Origin of the sequence: Paenibacillus sp. FSL R10-2778, from assembly GCF_038593035.1 — a bacterium.
GTDB classification, from domain to species: domain Bacteria; phylum Bacillota; class Bacilli; order Paenibacillales; family Paenibacillaceae; genus Paenibacillus_AQ; species Paenibacillus_AQ odorifer.
In genome coordinates, this window is the sequence record NZ_CP151956.1 from 304,848 (window position 1) to 322,420 (window position 17,573).

15 protein-coding genes and 1 pseudogene are annotated in these 17,573 nt (G+C 47.0%); 9 read left to right on the forward strand and 7 right to left on the reverse strand.

All coding sequences use genetic code 11. The features are described 5' to 3' along the window. Positions 1-500 precede the first annotated feature (500 nt). Positions 501-3,155: an ATP-dependent chaperone ClpB gene (gene clpB / locus NST40_RS01395; RefSeq protein ID WP_342410346.1), complete on the forward strand. Its 2,655-nt coding sequence runs from the start codon at positions 501-503 to the stop codon at positions 3,153-3,155. Positions 3,156-3,212: 57 nt separating this feature from the next. Here clpB and NST40_RS01400 read toward each other — a convergent pair whose 3' ends face one another. Beyond that, the gene (locus NST40_RS01400) at positions 3,213-4,790 is read right to left on the reverse strand and encodes a glycosyltransferase (protein ID WP_076219021.1); all 1,578 of its coding nucleotides are present in this window, start codon (positions 4,788-4,790) and stop codon (positions 3,213-3,215) included. A gap of 435 nt (positions 4,791-5,225) precedes the next feature. Here NST40_RS01400 and NST40_RS01405 point away from each other — a divergent pair. From NST40_RS01405 to NST40_RS01435, 7 genes and pseudogenes are all read left to right on the forward strand, one after another. Continuing rightward, positions 5,226-5,339, forward strand: a pseudogene (locus NST40_RS01405) (peptidylprolyl isomerase); the annotation flags it as partial. 82 nt (positions 5,340-5,421) lie between these two features. Beyond that, positions 5,422-7,038: an ABC transporter substrate-binding protein gene (locus NST40_RS01410; protein WP_076275935.1), complete on the forward strand. Its 1,617-nt coding sequence runs from the start codon at positions 5,422-5,424 to the stop codon at positions 7,036-7,038. A gap of 69 nt (positions 7,039-7,107) precedes the next feature. After that, complete coding sequence (locus tag NST40_RS01415; RefSeq protein WP_076275936.1) at positions 7,108-8,058, forward strand: ABC transporter permease; 951 nt, start codon at positions 7,108-7,110, stop codon at positions 8,056-8,058. A 4-nt stretch (positions 8,059-8,062) separates the two neighbouring features. Further along, positions 8,063-8,908 (forward strand): ABC transporter permease, encoded by an 846-nt coding sequence (locus tag NST40_RS01420; RefSeq protein ID WP_036687295.1) that lies wholly within the window; start codon positions 8,063-8,065, stop codon positions 8,906-8,908. 15 nt (positions 8,909-8,923) lie between these two features. Further along, positions 8,924-9,943, forward strand: coding sequence for an ABC transporter ATP-binding protein (locus tag NST40_RS01425; RefSeq protein WP_076127008.1), 1,020 nt, complete (start codon positions 8,924-8,926; stop codon positions 9,941-9,943). Next, the gene (locus tag NST40_RS01430) at positions 9,936-10,853 is read left to right on the forward strand and encodes an ATP-binding cassette domain-containing protein (protein WP_280753353.1); all 918 of its coding nucleotides are present in this window, start codon (positions 9,936-9,938) and stop codon (positions 10,851-10,853) included. Before NST40_RS01425 ends, NST40_RS01430 begins: the two co-directional genes overlap by 8 nt. A 33-nt stretch (positions 10,854-10,886) precedes the next feature. Further along, the gene (locus tag NST40_RS01435) at positions 10,887-11,336 is read left to right on the forward strand and encodes a hypothetical protein (RefSeq protein ID WP_076192528.1); all 450 of its coding nucleotides are present in this window, start codon (positions 10,887-10,889) and stop codon (positions 11,334-11,336) included. Positions 11,337-11,429: 93 nt separating this feature from the next. Here the strand turns inward: NST40_RS01435 and NST40_RS01440 are convergent, their stop codons facing one another. The 6 genes from NST40_RS01440 to NST40_RS01465 are packed head-to-tail and all read right to left on the reverse strand — an operon-like array spanning position 11,430 to position 16,627. Then, positions 11,430-12,299: a metallophosphoesterase gene (locus tag NST40_RS01440; RefSeq protein ID WP_076186180.1), complete on the reverse strand. Its 870-nt coding sequence runs from the start codon at positions 12,297-12,299 to the stop codon at positions 11,430-11,432. Between the two features lie 51 nt (positions 12,300-12,350). Beyond that, complete coding sequence (locus NST40_RS01445) at positions 12,351-12,692, reverse strand: multidrug efflux SMR transporter (protein WP_248549163.1); 342 nt, start codon at positions 12,690-12,692, stop codon at positions 12,351-12,353. Beyond that, a complete protein-coding gene (locus NST40_RS01450; protein ID WP_076219018.1) occupies positions 12,689-13,477 on the reverse strand; it encodes an HAD family hydrolase in 789 nt (262 codons plus the stop codon). Before NST40_RS01450 ends, NST40_RS01445 begins: the two co-directional genes overlap by 4 nt. A 15-nt stretch (positions 13,478-13,492) precedes the next feature. Beyond that, positions 13,493-14,839, reverse strand: a complete 1,347-nt coding sequence (locus NST40_RS01455) for an ABC transporter substrate-binding protein (RefSeq protein WP_081398219.1) — start codon at positions 14,837-14,839, stop codon at positions 13,493-13,495. A gap of 35 nt (positions 14,840-14,874) precedes the next feature. After that, positions 14,875-15,720 (reverse strand): carbohydrate ABC transporter permease, encoded by an 846-nt coding sequence (locus tag NST40_RS01460; protein WP_076219016.1) that lies wholly within the window; start codon positions 15,718-15,720, stop codon positions 14,875-14,877. Between the two features lie 25 nt (positions 15,721-15,745). After that, positions 15,746-16,627, reverse strand: coding sequence for a sugar ABC transporter permease (locus NST40_RS01465; protein ID WP_076127023.1), 882 nt, complete (start codon positions 16,625-16,627; stop codon positions 15,746-15,748). A gap of 219 nt (positions 16,628-16,846) precedes the next feature. Here NST40_RS01465 and NST40_RS01470 point away from each other — a divergent pair, with 219 nt between their 5' ends. Continuing rightward, a complete protein-coding gene (locus NST40_RS01470; RefSeq protein WP_076101159.1) occupies positions 16,847-17,404 on the forward strand; it encodes a transcriptional regulator in 558 nt (185 codons plus the stop codon). Positions 17,405-17,573 lie beyond the last annotated feature (169 nt).

Sequence of the window (17,573 nt, forward strand, 5' to 3'; positions counted from 1 at the left end):
AAAGAACGGGATAAATCCCGTAGAATGAGTGCAAACCAACTAGTTACTCGAAAAGAACGGTAAAAATCCCGTAGAATGAGCGCAAACCAGCCAGTTACTCGAAATAAGCGGGATAAATCCCGTAGAATGAGCGCAAACCAGCTAGTTACTCGAAAAGAGCGGCAAAAATCCCGTAGAATGAGCGCAAACCAGTTAGTTACTCGAAAAGAACGGTAAAAATCCCGTAGAATGAGTGCAAACCAACTAGTTACTCGAAAAGAACGGTAAAAATCCCGCAGAATGAGCGCAAACCAACTAGTTACTCGAAAAGAACGGTAAAAATCCCGCAGAATGAGCGCAAACCAACTAGTTACTCGAAAAGAACAGTATAAATCCCGCAGAATGAGTGCAAACCAGCCAGTTACTCGAAATAAGCGGGATAAATCCCACTAAATTAACCTATCCCCGGCCCAAAAGGCCGATTTAATATAATCACTCCTAAATAGAAAGGTGAGAGAGCTATGGATTTCAATAAATTAACTCAAAAGCTGCAGGAAGCAGTAGCTGCGGCGCAGTCGCTGGCATCAGACAGCGGTCATCAGGAGATCGATAATCTCCATCTGTTAAAAGCGTTGCTTCAGCAGCAAGAAGGATTGCTGCCAAGATTGCTGCAAAAGATGAATATCCCTGTGGCTGAGCTGATGCGCAGCACAGATGAACTACTTCAACGCAAGCCGAGCATCAGCGGGTCAGGAGCAAGCACGGTACGGCGTTACGCCTCGCAATCGCTGATTCATCTGCTGGAGCAGGCGGAGAAGGAAGCGGCGAAGATGCAGGATGAGTTTGTTTCTGTGGAGCATGCGGTGCTGGCCATGGTGTCGGATTCGAGCGGGGAGAATCGTGAGCTAAGGGATCTTTTTGTCCGCCGTGGGCTGACCCGTGAGAAGCTGATGTCGGTGCTTGCTGAGATTCGTGGACATCAGCGGGTAACCAGCCGGGAGCCAGAAGCTACTTATGAGGTGCTGGAGAAATACGGCCGTGATCTTGTAGCAGAGGTTCGCGCGGGCAAGATTGATCCAGTCATTGGTCGTGATGGCGAGATCCGCCGGGTAATCCGGATTTTGTCCCGTAAAACGAAAAATAACCCTGTGCTGATCGGTGAACCAGGTGTAGGGAAAACAGCCATTGTGGAAGGCTTAGCCCACCGGATCGTGCGCAAAGACGTACCAGAGGGGCTGAAGGATAAGACGATTTTTTCACTGGATATGAGTTCACTTGTGGCAGGCGCGAAGTTCCGTGGTGAATTCGAAGAACGCCTGCAGGCGGTATTGAGGGAGGTTCGCGAAAGTAACGGCCGCATTATTCTTTTTATTGATGAGCTGCATACGATTGTGGGAGCAGGTAAAACCGAAGGCTCGATGGATGCGGGCAATATGCTGAAGCCGATGTTGGCCCGGGGTGAGCTGCACTGTATTGGTGCCACAACGCTCGATGAATATCGCAAATATATAGAGAAGGACCCTGCGCTGGAGCGCCGTTTCCAACAGGTGCTCGTGAGCGAACCCGATGTAGAGGATACGATCTCCATTTTGCGTGGTCTGAAGGAGCGGTTTGAAGTTCACCACGGGGTCAAAATCCATGACAGCGCACTGGTAGCCGCAGGGGTATTGTCCAATCGTTATATTACGGATCGATTTTTACCGGATAAGGCGATTGACCTAGTGGACGAGGCTTGCGCCATGATCCGCACAGAGATAGACTCCATGCCGGGTGAGATGGATGAAGTGACCCGCCGCCTGATGCAGATGGAGATTGAAGAAGCAGCGCTTAAAAAAGAAACCGATGACGCCAGCAAACGCCGTCTCGAAATATTACAGCGCGAGCTCGCTGACCTGAAGGAGAAGCAGCTAGGAATGACGGCGCGCTGGGAGAAAGAGAAGTCGGCCATCCAAGGGATTCGCGACCTCAAAAAACGGCTGGAGCAAGCACGTAAGGATCTGGTTGATGCACAGGAGGAATATGATCTTAATAAGTCAGCCGAACTGAGCTACGGCATTATTCCTGATCTGGAGCGTCAGCTGAAAACAGCGGAAGAAGCGGCACAGCAGGATCAGGATACAAGATTGCTACGTGAGGCTGTTACTGAAGAGGAAATTGCAGATATTGTCTCCCGCTGGACCGGCGTTCCGGTTAGCCGACTGGTAGAAGGCGAGCGGGATAAGCTCCTGCGTCTGGAGGATACGCTGCATGAACGGGTAGTGGGTCAAGACGAAGCTGTCAGCTTGGTGGCCGATGCAGTGCTTCGGGCAAGAGCGGGAATCAAAGATCCGAATCGCCCGATTGGCTCATTCCTGTTCCTTGGCCCGACGGGTGTAGGGAAGACTGAGCTGGCTAAGTCGCTTGCGGTATCTCTTTTTGACCGCGAAGATGGCATGATCCGTATAGATATGTCGGAGTATATGGAAAAGCATAGTGTCTCCCGCCTAGTCGGTGCACCTCCAGGATATGTTGGATATGAGGAAGGCGGGCAGCTCACGGAAGCTGTGCGGCGTCAGCCTTATACTGTAGTGCTGCTCGATGAAGTGGAGAAGGCGCATCCCGATGTGTTTAACATTCTGTTGCAGCTGCTTGATGATGGACGGCTGACTGATTCACAGGGCCGAATGGTTGACTTCAAGAATACAATCATCATTATGACTTCCAATATCGGTTCACCTCATCTGATTCAAGGCACCGATGAAAAAGGTCAGCTCACGGAAGCTGCAAAGGATAGAGTGATGAAGGAACTGAGTGGTCATTTCCGTCCAGAGTTCCTGAACCGGGTGGATGACATTGTAATGTTCAAGCCGCTGACACTGGGTGAGATCGAGAAAATTGTGGACAAACTGGTGGATGGATTGCGTCTACGTCTGGCAGAACGGGAGATCGGGCTGGCATTAACTGAATCGGCGGTGCGTTTTATCGCTAAGGAAGGTTTTGATCCTGTGTATGGGGCAAGACCGTTGAAAAGATTTATCCAGCGCAGCTTGGAGACACGTGTGGCGCGTGCGATTATTGCTGGTGAAGCCGCAGAGGGATCAGTTATTCAGGTGGATGAATCCGGCAACGAGCTGACAGTAACCATTCTGAAGCCAGAAGTCGATGGACCAGAGAGTTCTGAATTGAGTTCTGAATAAAAAAAGGGCGTTCACAAAACCCTAATGGTTTTGTGAACGCCCTTTTTATTGTAAGCCTCATTCCACCCAAGGGATTAGATGAGGCTGTTCATCCAAGATGGACATGTACTGCTCTTTCCAGCCGTATTTGCCGTCGGGGTCGAGGAGCATATAACGCAGATATTTTTCCAGCCGGAACTCGGCTTTGGACCAACCGAGATGCTTGAGCCGCAGATTGCTTAGCTGATGAGACAGCTCGAAAATATTTTCCGGGAACCGCCCACAGTGCTGTGGGGATTCATTCCATACATAGTTGAAGTCTTCTTTATAGCGAAGCAAAAAAGGGCGGTAGTTCAGATGAGAGCGCCAGTAGGTATCCTCCCTGTAATGGTTCGCGTTCCATAAATCGTAAAGGCGGAAGCAGAACAGATCGACCCCATCTGCATACAGCAAGGAATCTATATTTTCTGCAAAGCTGGCTTCAAAGATCTCATCCGCGTCCAGACTCAGAATCCACTCGGGATTTGTCTTTAGGACTTCCTCCCACTGCTGTTTTCGCAGCTCAATTTCATTGCTGAACTTGGATTCGGTATTATGCACGAGACGAACGGGAATGCCTTCAAGTGCTTCCAGACAGACAGCTGCTGTATTGTCGGTGCTGCCGTCATCAATAATGACAGCCTCATCGATATATTTGCGGTGTTCCTCCAGAACCTGTCGCAGGAAGCGCCCGCTTTCATTTTTTACAACCATGGTAAGGGTTAGCTTGGGACGCTTTTTGGTTATAGGAGCAGCTGCAGCCTCATTGGAATTTTCCTCGATGGGTGTGGGTGCCGATTCAGCTTTTACCCCTGTTGTTTCTCTGATGAAATCTTCAACTTTGTTCAAATCACTATCTCTGTACAAATGAAGGGCAGGATAATGGGTGTCAACAAATAGCGGAATGCCAAGGGCCGCGGCACGAATGCAGAAATGGCGATCCTCGCCCCAGTATGATATGTTCCGGATCTGATTGTAGCTCACCCCGGCTTTTATCGCATGCTGGCTAATCAATGTACAAGCGCCGAGACCCCCCACTTCATAGATTCCAGGATTGCGGAGTTTGGTTATGAATTCATGAAATCTGCGGTTGATCTCCTCGGGTTGCAGTTTTTCGCCGGGAAGTATCTCCCACTGATTATATTCGTCATGCATCCAGACCTGCGGCTGAAACATGGTATCTGGCTGCCACTGTGTCCAAAATACCTCTGAAATAATATCTTTGTTCGTCCCTATTAGATGTCTTAGCGTATCGGGGTGGAGGATGAGGTCTGAGTCGATCAGAAACAGGTAGTCGTAGTTCAGGGTTTGCGCTCGGTTAATCATGAGGTTTTTGAAGTTGGCGACTTTCCAGACTAAATCAGAATTCCAATAGTGAGTCGTATCATTGCGAATGTACGCATCGTTAAAGCCGGAGCTTTGAATAAAAATATGCTCGCCCTTGCTTTTAAATTCCTGGAGCAGCCGGCTGGATTCCTCATCATCATTGTCATCAATCAGATGGAAATCCAGTTCGATTTGCTCGATATTCAAGCGCAGCAGGGAATTCAGAAATTCCCGTAATACATTGGGCTTTTGATGGATCGGGCTGCCGATTAATACGCGTGTCTTATTCATTGCGGCCTCCTTGGGGGACTCTCCCTTTCTTCCGAGAGGTATAGGTATGTTCTCAATATATTTACAGTGAGAGAGTAATAATCCTTATTTCGCAAAGTTCTTATAGTAAATTAGAAATGAGAGTTGGATAAATTGAACTTTTTAGATATATTAATTTTGATGAATCTGCTGTACAATTACCGGATAATTAGATAAGAATGCAGCCAGATGAGCACAGGAATGAGACTATGGATAAATCACCACTAAAAGTTCAGTAGTTAATCAATCTGTTACTGGCCATGAATCCTCGTGCGGATGTGTTCTGGGATGATGGAAAGGGTGAATACCGACCTCTGCTGAATGAGGATGCTGAGGAAATTGATTGCACCGGAAGAGACAGCGAAGACTGAAGCTCATATTGGTGGCTGAACAGAGTTTGATTATTGCGACCCTTGGCATACTGTATTCGGAAGAGTCATTTCAGGTATGGACCCTGTGGATACTTTAAGGCGTGGGGATGTCATGAAAAAGGTTGAAACTATCAGTTCCCTCAATATTACATTAATGTGAAATGCTATCCATTGTAATTCCTAGTATCCCGATATACAATATAAAAACAAACAAAGACAATATAGACACGGGGGAGAAACTTATGCGTAGAGGATTATCTGGAGTTATTACTTTGGTTTTGTTAACATTTTTGATTAGCGCGTGCTCCGGGGGAAATAACGCCGCTTCGACAAATACAAATCAGACGCCTACGGCTACTGAAGGATCGACAGCAAGCACTGAACCAAAAGATGGCGGCAACTTAATTATTGGGGTCGCTGCAGATCCTGTCATTCTAAATCCGAACTATGCAGGTGATCGTGTCAGTCTGACGATTGACCAAGCGCTCTACGCGCCATTGTTCCAAGTGAATAACGGAGAGAAGACCTTCTACTTGGCAGACAGCCTGACACTTTCCGAAGATAACCTGACTTATACATTGAAACTGAAAAGTGGACTAACTTGGCATGACGGAGAAAAGCTTACAGCTGACGATGTCGTGTTCACGATTGATAGCATCCTCGATGAGAAGCAAAACAGCATGCTGAGAGCGAACTTATTCATCGGTGATAAACCCGTTAAGGCAGTTAAGGTGGATGATCTGACTGTAGAGTTCAAGCTTCCGCAGGTCAGCCCAGCTTTTGAAGCTACACTAGTGCAAGTATTTCCGATTCCAAAGCATATTTTTGAGAATGAGACGGATCTAGAGAAAAGCACCAAGAATGCTGCTCCGGTTGGATCTGGCCCATTTAAATTTAAAGAATACAAAGCAGGCGAATATGTTACACTCGAGAGATTTGACAACTACTTTGGCGGCAAACCACATCTTGATTCTATAACGTACCGGATTGCTAAAGATACGAATGCTGCGAATCTCGCACTTCAGAATGGTGAGATCAACATTAAGTATCTAGATCCACAGGATGTTGGAACGATTGAGGCTTCGAACAATTTCGAAATCCTGCCTTATAGTGAAGGCCGATTGTCCTACCTGTTGTTCAATGCAAACAGTGATAGAGGTGCTCTTGCTAAAAAAGAAGTTCGTCAAGCCTTGTCTTTAGCCCTAAATCGTGATGAAATCATTCAGGCTGCTTATACTTCTAACGAGTATGCAGACCCGGCGAAGTCCTTTTTGACTCCGGATGCATTGTTCTATACTAATGACGTACCTTCTTTTGATAATGATGTAGAAAAAGCCAAAGAGCTTCTGCAATCGGCAGGGGCTAGCGATCTGAAATTGAGATTGATTGTATCGAGCGGTAATAAAGCTCAGGAAGCCATTTCACTATACGTGCAGCAAAAGCTAAAGGCCATTGGCGCTGAAGTTGAACTGCAAAATATGGATGCCTCGGCATATGGCCAGAAATTCAGTGATATGAATTCAACAGATTTTGAACTTGCGATTGCAGGTTATATTATGGGTTACGATCCTGATGCTTACAGAATTTTGTATACTTCTACTGCAGACTCTAACTACTCGCATTATAATAATGCTGAAGTCGATAAGTTGTTCAATGATGGTGCAGGAGAAGCAGATGTAACTAAACGTGGTGAGATCTATAAGAAGATCCAAGAGATCATTGCTGACGATGCACCGATTTATCCAATTGCTAATACTAAGACTATCGTAGCTGTCTCCAAGAACTACGGCGGTCTAGAAGAAGCAGTCTTGAAGCCTGTCGTTATTTTTGAAGATTTATCGAAAATCTACCTTAAATAAGAACGGGAAAAAATAAGCTGGTCAATCCAGCTTATTTTTTTACCGATATAGAACTGGGAGAATATACGTATGAGACAACTTATCGTCCGAAGATTACTGCAAACCCTGCCGATGCTGTTTTTTGTCTCGGTTGTGTGCTTTGCGATGATTAAGCTGGCTCCGGGGGATCCGGTACTATCCTTCGTTACGCCGAATATGCACGCGGATGATATTGAGCGCATCCGGCATAACCTTGGGCTGGATAAGCCAGCCTACATTCAATATTTTATATGGATCAAAGAAGTACTGCAGGGCAATTTCGGTTATTCCCTTGTGAATCATCAGCCTGTATTGGAGCAAATTCTAGAACGTTTACCTGCAACAGCAGGTTTGATGGGCAGTGCAATCGGCTTAGCCGTTCTGTTGGCGATCCCGATGGGTCTGCTTGCTGGAGCTAACCGGAACCGCTGGGTGGATAAACTAATTAATTTTTTATCCTATATAGGAATTTCAGTGCCTTTATTTTGGCTGGCCATCTTACTTATGTACTTATTCGCAATTAAGCTGCACCTGCTGCCTATAATGGGGATGCGAACCATTGGTGTGGAATCAGCGGTTGATGTATTGAAGCATGGTATTTTGCCTTGCACTGTATTGGCGTTTGGATTTCTGGCCGGTTACGTACGATACATCCGCTCTAGTACGATTGGACAGCTAAAAGAAGAATATGTGCAGATTCAATATGCTTTTGGATCCAGCAAGACAACGATTCTGTTCCGTCACGTGCTTAAGCATGTACTGTTGCCAGTAATTACATTGCTCGGGATGTCGATGGGTGATCTGGTGGCGGGTGCAATTGTAACGGAGACGGTATTTTCATGGCCGGGTATTGGCTCTTTAGGGATGACTGCGGTTAAAGGGATGGATTATCCCGTAATTATGGGAATAACTTTGTTCTCTTCTTTAATGCTGATCATCGGCAATCTGGTCGCGGATATTCTATATAGCTTCGTGGACCCACGAATTAAATTAACGAGGTGACCTCATGAATCGCAGTAAATGGAAAAGTGTTGGAGATGAGCTATTTACGAATAAATTGGGTGTCGCAGCCCTCATTACTTTAATCGTCTTCACACTAGGCTCTATATTTGCTTTTTTATCCGGACATGATCCGAATGCAATGGATGTTTTGGCACGTTTGAAAGCACCCGGGGCGGATCATTGGTTTGGTACGGATGATTACGGCCGGGATTATTTTGCCCGAGCTTTGTATGGTGGCCGGGTATCTTTGCTAGTTGGTTTTGCTTCAATGATCATCGCCACGGGTATAGGTGTGACGGTGGGCGTAATCAGTGGATATTTTGGCGGATGGATTGATAATCTATTGATGCGGATGCTTGATGTAGTGATGTCCATTCCATCTTTCCTTGTGCTGCTGCTGCTCAGCGTATTTCTGAAGCCGAGTGTAGGAAACATCATTTTAATTATTGCTCTATTAATGTGGATGAACATTGCCCGTGTGATTCGTGCGGAGACGATGACGATTAAAGAACGGGAATATGTACTGTATGCAAAAGCTTCCGGCCAGAGCAACTTCGGAATTATTTGGCGTCATATTCTTCCGGGGCTAGTACCTGTTGTGATTGTAGGTGCGACGAATAATATCGCTTCCGCGATTATGATGGAGTCGTCCCTAAGCTTCCTTGGGTTCGGGGTACAACCTCCGAATGCCACTTGGGGCAGTATGCTTAACAATGCGCAGGGATATATCGCTCAGGCACCTTATTTGGCATTGTTCCCGGGGTTATTGATACTATTAACGGTTCTGAGCTTTAATGTTCTGGGCGATATTTTGCGGGTTGGCTTTGAACCGAAGCTGATCCGAAGATAGGAGTGTGAAGACATCATGACGGAACGGCTATTGTCTGTTGAGAATTTGAAGGTTTCCTTCCAAACTCGGGATGGAGAGAATCAGGCAGTTCGTGGCGTTAGCTTTCATATAGATGCTGGAGAAACGGTAGGGATTGTTGGTGAATCCGGAAGCGGGAAAAGTGTAACTGCGAAGGCGATTATGTCGTTGATTACACCTCCGGGTAAAATTATCGCTGGAAATATTAATTTTCGTGGTGACAATTTATCTAACCTTTCGGAAAAAGAGTGGAGAAAACTGCGCGGTAACCGCATAGCGATGGTGTTTCAGGACCCCATGACTTCTCTTAATCCTGTGAAAAAAATCGGCCAGCAGCTTACGGAGGTCATCCGGCGGCATCGCGGCTTAAATAAGGAAGCAGCGTTTAAAGAGGCAGCAAGTATCCTGCGGCAGGTGGGCATTAATAATCCTGAGCAGCGGCTGCAGCAGTATCCGCATGAATTCAGCGGCGGGATGCGGCAGCGGGTCATGATCGCTATGGCTCTTTCCTGCCAGCCAGAGCTATTGATTGCGGATGAGCCGACAACTGCGCTTGATGTAACAATACAGGCCCAAATTCTTGATCTTTTTAAAGAGCTAAAAAATAATACCAGTACAGCTATAGCGCTGATCACCCATGATTTGGGTGTGGTGGCTCAGGTATGTACACGGGTTATCGTAATGTATGGTGGACTAGTGATGGAGGAAGGTACGGTGGAGGATATTTTTTATCGCCCACAGCATCCTTACACGAAAGGTCTGCTTCGCTCCATTCCGAAACGTGACGGCAAATCGCGTGAACGTCTAATTCCAATCGAAGGCACACCTCCGGATTTGTTGAATCCTCCTTCTGGCTGTCCCTTTATGGAACGTTGCCCTAATGCTTTTGCCCGTTGCAGCGAACGTCCTCCGGTAATCGAATTATCGCCCGGTCACCGTTCGATGTGCTGGTTAGCAGATGGCGTGCAGGAGACTCCAGCCGTAGCTGGCGTTGAAGGGAGCGGTTCGGTTGAGTGACAATAAGATTCTAGTGGACGTAAATAATCTCAAAAAACATTTCTCCAAAGGCAAGGATATGTGGGGACGCGATACATCGGTGCTTAAGGCAGTAGATGGCGTAAGCTTTCAGATTCGTCAGGGAGAGACCTTTGGGCTGGTTGGAGAGTCGGGAAGCGGCAAGTCCACGGTTGGACGCTGCTTGCTGCGCTTATATGACTACACAGACGGTGAAGTGTCTTTTGACGGGCAGCCGCTGAGCAAGCTTGGAGAGAAGCAGCTAAAACCTTTTCGCAGACGCATTCAGTCGATCTTCCAAGATCCCTATTCATCACTTAATCCAAGCTTAAGTGTGCTTGATCTGATCAGTGAGCCGATGAAAATCCACGGTATCCACGAAGGTGAAGAACGCAAAGAAGCTGTTGCGGCATTGCTGGAAAAGGTAGGTTTAAAAAGAGAACATCTCTACCGCTTCCCGCATGAATTCAGCGGTGGCCAACGCCAGCGGATTTCGATTGCCAGAGCATTGTCCGTAAGACCTGAGTTTGTCGTGTGTGATGAACCGATCTCAGCGCTGGACGTGTCTGTCCAGGCTCAGGTAGTGAACATGCTGGAGGATTTGCAGTCCGAATTCGGCTTGACCTATCTCTTTGTCGCACATGATCTGTCGATGGTACGGCATATTTCTGACCGGATCGGCGTGATGTATGGCGGTCGTCTAGTGGAGGTAGCCGAAAGTGATGAGCTGTACGAGAATCCTATTCATCCTTATACAAAGGCGCTGCTGTCTTCCATCTTGGAGACGGATCCCCGGCGGGCCAATCAGAGAATTATTTTAGACGGATATTCGCAAGAGTATGGCAGAGCTGAGACTTCCACACTACAGGAAGTAAGTCCGGGCCATTATGTTGCTTATGATTTTACGGTATGATTAGACTCTATATATAGATTGGGAGGGATCAGAATGTCAGAGAACTTAAACCGGGTAAAGTTATCCCAGTGGGATGCGTTATTGGTGGAATCACTCCGCTCCTTGGGGTGGTCTGATGAGGATATTCTTCGTAAAGTGGCAGAGGGCGATTTGCCCGTTGACAAGAGCGAATACCAATTTGATTATAAGCAGCTGACTACGTTGCAGTCAGAGCAGCCGGAGTTGTTCGGGCAAGCGGTGAAGACAGGCTATCAGATTAAATACAACACGATTCGTGGGATTCGCAGCTGGATATGGGTAGCTCTGGGCAAAGAAGCGGCTCTGGAGCTTGAGGAAGGTAAGGAAGCCGCTGAGGTGGCTTTAACCTTGGCCGAGAAGGAACGTTTGGCTTCTGTGTTATCCTTCGGTTGGCAGATCGAGAGCGATACGAAGGCAGCGGTTGGAGATACAGCTGTCTACCGGATTGCACCGATTGGACGTTAAGCTGAATAGCTACAGTAAAAAACGATTGTTGCGGGGAAGGACTCCCTGTGCACAATCGTTTTTTTGTTATATTTCTCGCTTAAATGCTTATCTTTAATATACGCTTACCGCTGGGTAAAATACCTCATAGTGTGCAGCCTCAATCCAGCTTCCTGTCTTAAAATCTCTGCCCCGGACAAGCACTTTATCGCTATACACTTCTACATAGAAGCCTTGGCTGCCCTCTTTATGTTTATCTTCATTAGTCCAAAGATAGGCGACAGAAGCAGCATTAAACATCGTTGCGATCTCTCCATCGCCAGGGAACATAGTGTTGTCTACCTCCAGCTCCCAATGGGTATGTCCAGTGAATAACAAGGTCTGAGGGTATCTCGACAGGATTTCTTTTAATTCCTTATCTTGTGTGACACCATACCAATCTTGCGATTCCAGCGATCCGGCTACGGTGTCTTTAAGCGGTTGATGCAGGAAGAGAAAGATAGGCTGATCTGGTGAAGCTTGTTCTCCAAGCTTATGCTCCAGCCAATCAAGCTGTTCAGAAGAAAGATCACAGAATTTGGGCAATCCTTGTTCTGTCCCTAGCATAATAAAATGATAGCCATTGACCCAGTGATCATGATAGGGTCCGGACATTCCGGTCTGTGACGTATACATTCCTAAACGTGATTCCCAATTTCCGAGGCCCACATCATGATTGCCTAAGGTAAAGGTAATCCCGGGCAGTTCGGTTTTGTATTGTTTGAGGATACGAAGCATTTCTTCGTATTCAGCAGGGAAGCCGTGGTCTGTGACATCACCGATATGCATAATCCCGCTGCTGCCTTCCCCATGCGCTGCTATATCACGGAGAGCCAGCTCGAAGTTAAGATTGTACTCATGATTGCGGTCAGCAGTGACATGGGTATCCGTAATGATCTGAAAGGTGATAACTGGTTTATCTTCAGGTGATGTGTTCGTACTCATGTTTGGGCATCCTCCTTCATCTATGAACCTATCCAATACTGTTGCTGTTCGCTAATGCGTCTTGCCGCTAATATTCAGTCCTATGATCCCGACAATGATGACGGCTATCCAAAGTAGTGAGGATAGGGTTAGCTTTTCTTCAAAGAACAGGGTTCCTATGAAGGAAATCAGGATGATTCCCGCTCCTGACCATATCGCATAAGCTACGCCTACCTTAATAGAGGTGAGAGCATAATTCAGGGAGGTGAAGCTGGCTCCATAGAACAGGAACATAAGCACGGAAGGCCAGAGCTGGGTGAACCCTTGAGATATTTTCATTGAGAGGGTCCCTGAGAGTTCGAACACAATAGCCAGCGCCAGAAACATCCATGCCCATATTCCTTCTATTCTCACAGGGAAGTAACCTCAATTCTGAGCTCAGCATAAGATTGTACAATGAGATCTGCATCCGGGAGAATATGTGTTGAAGCACTAGTACCGTCGCTTTCTGCTAGGCCGATAGCTACCTGTACACCCGCTGCTTTAGCCATTCGCATATCCCCGTTAGTATCGCCGATAACCGCTGTGTACGCGGGTTCCACGGCTAACCTTTTGCAGGCAAGCTGCACCATGTCGGGGAAAGGTTTACCCTGATCCACAAGATCTGTTCCAATTACCTCGGAGAAATAATGCCGTATGCCCAGCCATTGGAGATGTTTGTCTGCGGCCTCTGTTTCATCTGCGGTCACCACGGCGAGAGGAATGCCTGCACTCACACACTCATCAAGAAAACGATGAAGTCCCGGAAGGGAGTGAACGGGGCGTTTCTCTTCTAACCTAACATCCGCTTCGAGACGGCATTGATGGACAAGCTCCATGGACTCCGCCCAAGATAAACCTTGCAGATAACCCTGCCATGACAGAATGGCATAAAGATCACTCATAGTCCCCATAGCCAGCGGTCCGTTGCGATCATAATCGGTAATGCTCCCCTGGGCATTGTGTACAGTTCCCATTAATGCAGGGAGCTGCTCTCCTGCAATCTGTAGTCCTTTTTCCTTCATATACTTCGTGAATCTCTCTAAAAAACATTCGCCCCAGCTGCCCCAGAGGGATACGAACTGGAGCAGCGTACCATCCTTATCGAATAGAATAGCTGCTACAGCATATCTGCCTTGTGGAGTGATGAGCTCAGACATGAAGTCCACCGCCCTTTATTTTAATTTATCAAGCGCTGCTTGTGCCGTTTCTTGTGCTTCCTTAAGTGCTTGTGCTGCTGGGATATTCTCAATCTGCAGCTTATCTGCGGCGATTGTCAACGCATCGTTAATTTTGCCGCCAGTTGGGTCTTGGAAAGGTGCAGAACCATGAGAAGCTTGCATCAATGGAACCTTAATCTGTGGATTGCTTTCGCTGAATGACACAAACGCCGGGTCTTGCAATGCGGATTGGCGCACCGAAATATATCCCGTATTAATGGACCAGGACGCAGTATTCTCAGCATTCGTGAAGTAGGTTAGCCATTTCATAGCTGCTTCCTTTTCACTGTCGCTGGCTTTGGATAGAATGCCGGCCATAAGGGCTTGGGCTACGGGTTTGCCCTCACCGATCCCTGCCCAGCCTGGCTGCTCCATAGCCGAAACAATGCTGAAGTCCAAGTCGCCCTGATCGCCGCTGGAGCCGGTGTAGCCTGCGGCTTGACCCTTCATTACATCGTCAATCGTCTTGTACCAATACTCCCAGCCTTGACCGCCGGAATGAATCCGCATGATCTTATCCTCGTGAATCCACTTGCGGAACAAATCCCAGGTTTCAATCCACTCTTTAGAGTCAACCATAACTTGTTTTCCATCCTCACTAAGGATAGTGCCTCCTTTGCTGAGTACGGCATCAATCATGTTCCCTGAACCCCACATAGGCTCCCAACCATAAAGGGTGGTTTTACCGCCGTCCTTCACTGTCATTTTCGCAGCTGCGGCAGCCAGATCTTCCCAAGTCTTTAGTGTGCTCGCATCAATTCCATTCTTCTCAAAAACATCTTTGCGGTAGTACATGACCTGCGTTGTTCCATACATCGGCAGGAAGTATTGCTTACCATCAACCTGGCCCTGATTTAGAAAGGTTTGGACAAAATCCTCTTTATTAAAATCTGGCTGCAGTGCCATAAGCTCGTCTATCGGAGCGAAATATCCTTTACGGGCCCAATCTACATTGGAGGAGAGAGCAGCCGCAGGTACTTTTCCTGTAGCGATAGCTGCTTGCAGCTTCTGTTCGGTTTCCGTGTAGTCTGCCTGCGCGATACCTTTGACGATGACCTCTTGCTGAGAGGTATTAAATTTCTGAATCAGTGCCTCCATATTCTCACCAAGCTTGCCGCCGAGACCATACCAGAATTCAATTGTTACCGGTGCATTTTGTGTGGGCGCAGCCTCTGTGGAGGGGGAGGAAGAAGCTCCATTCGCCGCTGTAACATTGCCTGTATTCGCATTTCCTCCGCAAGCTGTTAACATTGTAAATCCGGCAACTAAAGACAGGGTGGACAGTCTCTTCAATACGTTCATCATCATTCTCCTCTTATTAAAATAGAATTGTTAGCTTATCCTTTGCTGGAACCAGCGGTCATATTGACACTTTGCATGATCGTTTTCTGAGCTAGTAGAAATACTAGCAGCAACGGGGTGATGGTGAATGCGCTAGCGGCCATGATCAGCGGCCATTTTAATCCGTAAGCACCTCCTTGAGTAAAGAAACTACGCAGACCCGCCGAGACTAGCTGTAGATTAGGATCTTTGGTGATGAGCATCGGCCAGAAATAGTTATTGTACTGATCAATGAAGGTGATCAGGGCTAGCACAGCAAAGGAAGAACGTGTAATGGGGACAAGAATGGTCCACAGAATCCGCATATGTGAGGAACCGTCCACTTCTCCAGCCTCCACCAGCTCATGGGGAACCTGAAGGAAGGCCTGGCGAATTAGAAAGATGGAGAAGACACTTACACAGTTGGATAGAATTAATCCGGCATATGAATCCAGTAGATGGAGCTGGGACAATACCAAATATCCGGGAAGATAAACTGCGGTGGCTGGAACCATATAGCCGAAAAGAATAACGCCTGAGAACAGCCCTCTGAAGCGGAATTTCATATGCGTAAGCGCATAGGCCATCATCCCGGAATTTATGACCTGCAGAATAACAATCGACACAGCGACAAATATGCTATTGCCCATATATCTGAAGAAAGGGGCTTCGTGCCAGGCGGCTGAAAAATTACTCCACAGCGCATCCTTAGGCCAGATTGTGGGCGGAGACTGCCAGATTTCATCATTGGTTTTTAAGGCGCTGGTGACCATCCAATAGAAGGGGAAGGCCATGATCAGTGCAATAGCTGTAAAAAATAGATGGCGGGTCAGCTTGCCCACGCGTACGATCGTTGCATTCATCAGTCGTTCTCCTTTACAGCAGTTGTTATTGATAATGGGTTGTCCGTTTACTAACCTCTAGCGAGACTACGGATAGCAGCATACATATAAATACCAGAACCATTGCGACACTAGAGGCTTCTCCAATCTGAAAGGCTTCAAAGGCAGACTGATAATACATGTAGAGCAAGGTACGTGTTGATCCTGAGGGTCCACCTTGTGTAAGTACGTTAATCTGGTCGTAAGCCTGTAACGCCCCGATGATCTGTACGATGAACAGAAACAGTGTCGTTGGCGAGATTAGCGGTAAAGTAATACGGCTGAATTTTTGAACAGCATTTGCTCCATCCAGTTGAGCTGCTTCCAGCAGATCCGTAGGGACATTGCGTAGTGCCACCAAGTAAAAAATCATCGCCCAGCCTACCGATTTCCATATTGTCACGAGCAGAACGCCAAGCAGCGCCCATTTAGGGTCTTGAAGCCAACCGATTTTTTCTAGACCTAAGAGGTCAAGTACAGTATTGGCAAGGCCGATTTCGGGTTCATAGATCCAGGACCAGACAATGGATACAGCCACGGTCGGCGTGACCCAAGGGGAGAACAGCAATACCTGATAGAGGGTGGACCCTTTCAGCTTCCCGTTCATCAGGAGTGCTAGTCCAAGTCCGATCAGAATAACGGGCAGCACACTTCCGGCACAGAATAACAGAGTCACTCTAAGTGCTTTATAGAAGGCAGGATTGCTGAACAGATCCAGATAGTTGGTTAGTCCGACAAAGGTTTTCTCAGGGCTCATGAAGTCCCATTCGGTAAAGCTGAGATAAAATACATAAAGTAATGGCGCTAGCCAAAATACAACGAATGGAATCATTGCCGGCAAGGTGAAGAGCACCGGTTTCAACTCCCCTATAAATCTCGAACGTTTCATTATTCTGTCGATACCCCATTCCATCTTCTGTTTTTTGCGGTATAATTCTGAGGAAAGCTCTTCCGTTCAAAAAAAATTGTACACTCATCGGGCGGCTGCGTGGTCAAGTGGACGTAAAGATCGATGCGAGATTATGTAAAAAATTAAGAGATTAGCGCAGGTAGTTGCTATTTTGTGTAAAATAGAAGGGTAGATTCTAAGTGGAATGAAGGTGCAGCTATGAAACAGGTAGCCTTTGGTGAAGAGAATAAAGACTTATCTCCACGCGAGCAGCTGCTGCGTCCGATGATCGATGCGATTGCTCAGACGATGGACCTATATGGTGCGAATTATTCATTCGGGCAGCTGTATGGAATTATGTTCTTTGAAGACCGTCCGATGACGCTTGAAGAGATGAAGAATGTGATGAATATGAGCAAGAGTAATATGAGCTATGGAGTCCGTTCTTTGATGGCCTCCAAGATGGTCACTAAGCTGGAGGAGAAGCGGGACCGAAAGGATCTGTATGCAGTGGAAACAGATTTCTTTCAGACCTTTAAGAACTTTTTTGGGATGAAGCTACAGCGGGAGATTGATGTCATGAAGCACGCTTTAGACGTTGTCATTCCTGAGCTGGAGGGATTGGTTCAAGCCGTGGATACGTCTGAGGAGGAGCGGCAATTCTGCCTGAAGGATCTGGAGAAGCTGGAGCATGCCGTTCAATATTATCATTGGCTGCAGCAGTTCGTGGACGAGCTTGGGGAAGAGAATTACTTCGCAGATAAGAGAAGGTCCTAGACCGTCTACAATCACATATAGATGTACATAATTGTATATAGATCTCCATTTTTGCGGGGTGTTCCTTAAGCCGGTTCAGGCTTGAGGTTCGCCCTCTTTTTTATGATAAAGAAACAAAAATAAGAAGAAAATGTAACCAATAGCAGGTGGAACTTCCATAAAATATATA

Coding starts and splice junctions, on each gene's coding strand:
- NST40_RS01410 (WP_076275935.1), top strand. CDS start 5,422: ATGCGTAGAGGATTATCTGGAGTTATTACTTTGGTTTTGTTAACATTT.
- NST40_RS01425 (WP_076127008.1), top strand. CDS start 8,924: ATGACGGAACGGCTATTGTCTGTTGAGAATTTGAAGGTTTCCTTCCAA.
- NST40_RS01400 (WP_076219021.1), bottom strand. CDS start 4,790: ATGAATAAGACACGCGTATTAATCGGCAGCCCGATCCATCAAAAGCCC.
- NST40_RS01470 (WP_076101159.1), top strand. CDS start 16,847: ATGAAACAGGTAGCCTTTGGTGAAGAGAATAAAGACTTATCTCCACGC.
- clpB (WP_342410346.1), top strand. CDS start 501: ATGGATTTCAATAAATTAACTCAAAAGCTGCAGGAAGCAGTAGCTGCG.
- NST40_RS01415 (WP_076275936.1), top strand. CDS start 7,108: ATGAGACAACTTATCGTCCGAAGATTACTGCAAACCCTGCCGATGCTG.
- NST40_RS01420 (WP_036687295.1), top strand. CDS start 8,063: ATGAATCGCAGTAAATGGAAAAGTGTTGGAGATGAGCTATTTACGAAT.
- NST40_RS01450 (WP_076219018.1), bottom strand. CDS start 13,477: ATGTCTGAGCTCATCACTCCACAAGGCAGATATGCTGTAGCAGCTATT.
- NST40_RS01440 (WP_076186180.1), bottom strand. CDS start 12,299: ATGAGTACGAACACATCACCTGAAGATAAACCAGTTATCACCTTTCAG.
- NST40_RS01460 (WP_076219016.1), bottom strand. CDS start 15,720: ATGAATGCAACGATCGTACGCGTGGGCAAGCTGACCCGCCATCTATTT.
- NST40_RS01455 (WP_081398219.1), bottom strand. CDS start 14,839: ATGAACGTATTGAAGAGACTGTCCACCCTGTCTTTAGTTGCCGGATTT.
- NST40_RS01435 (WP_076192528.1), top strand. CDS start 10,887: ATGTCAGAGAACTTAAACCGGGTAAAGTTATCCCAGTGGGATGCGTTA.
- NST40_RS01465 (WP_076127023.1), bottom strand. CDS start 16,627: ATGAAACGTTCGAGATTTATAGGGGAGTTGAAACCGGTGCTCTTCACC.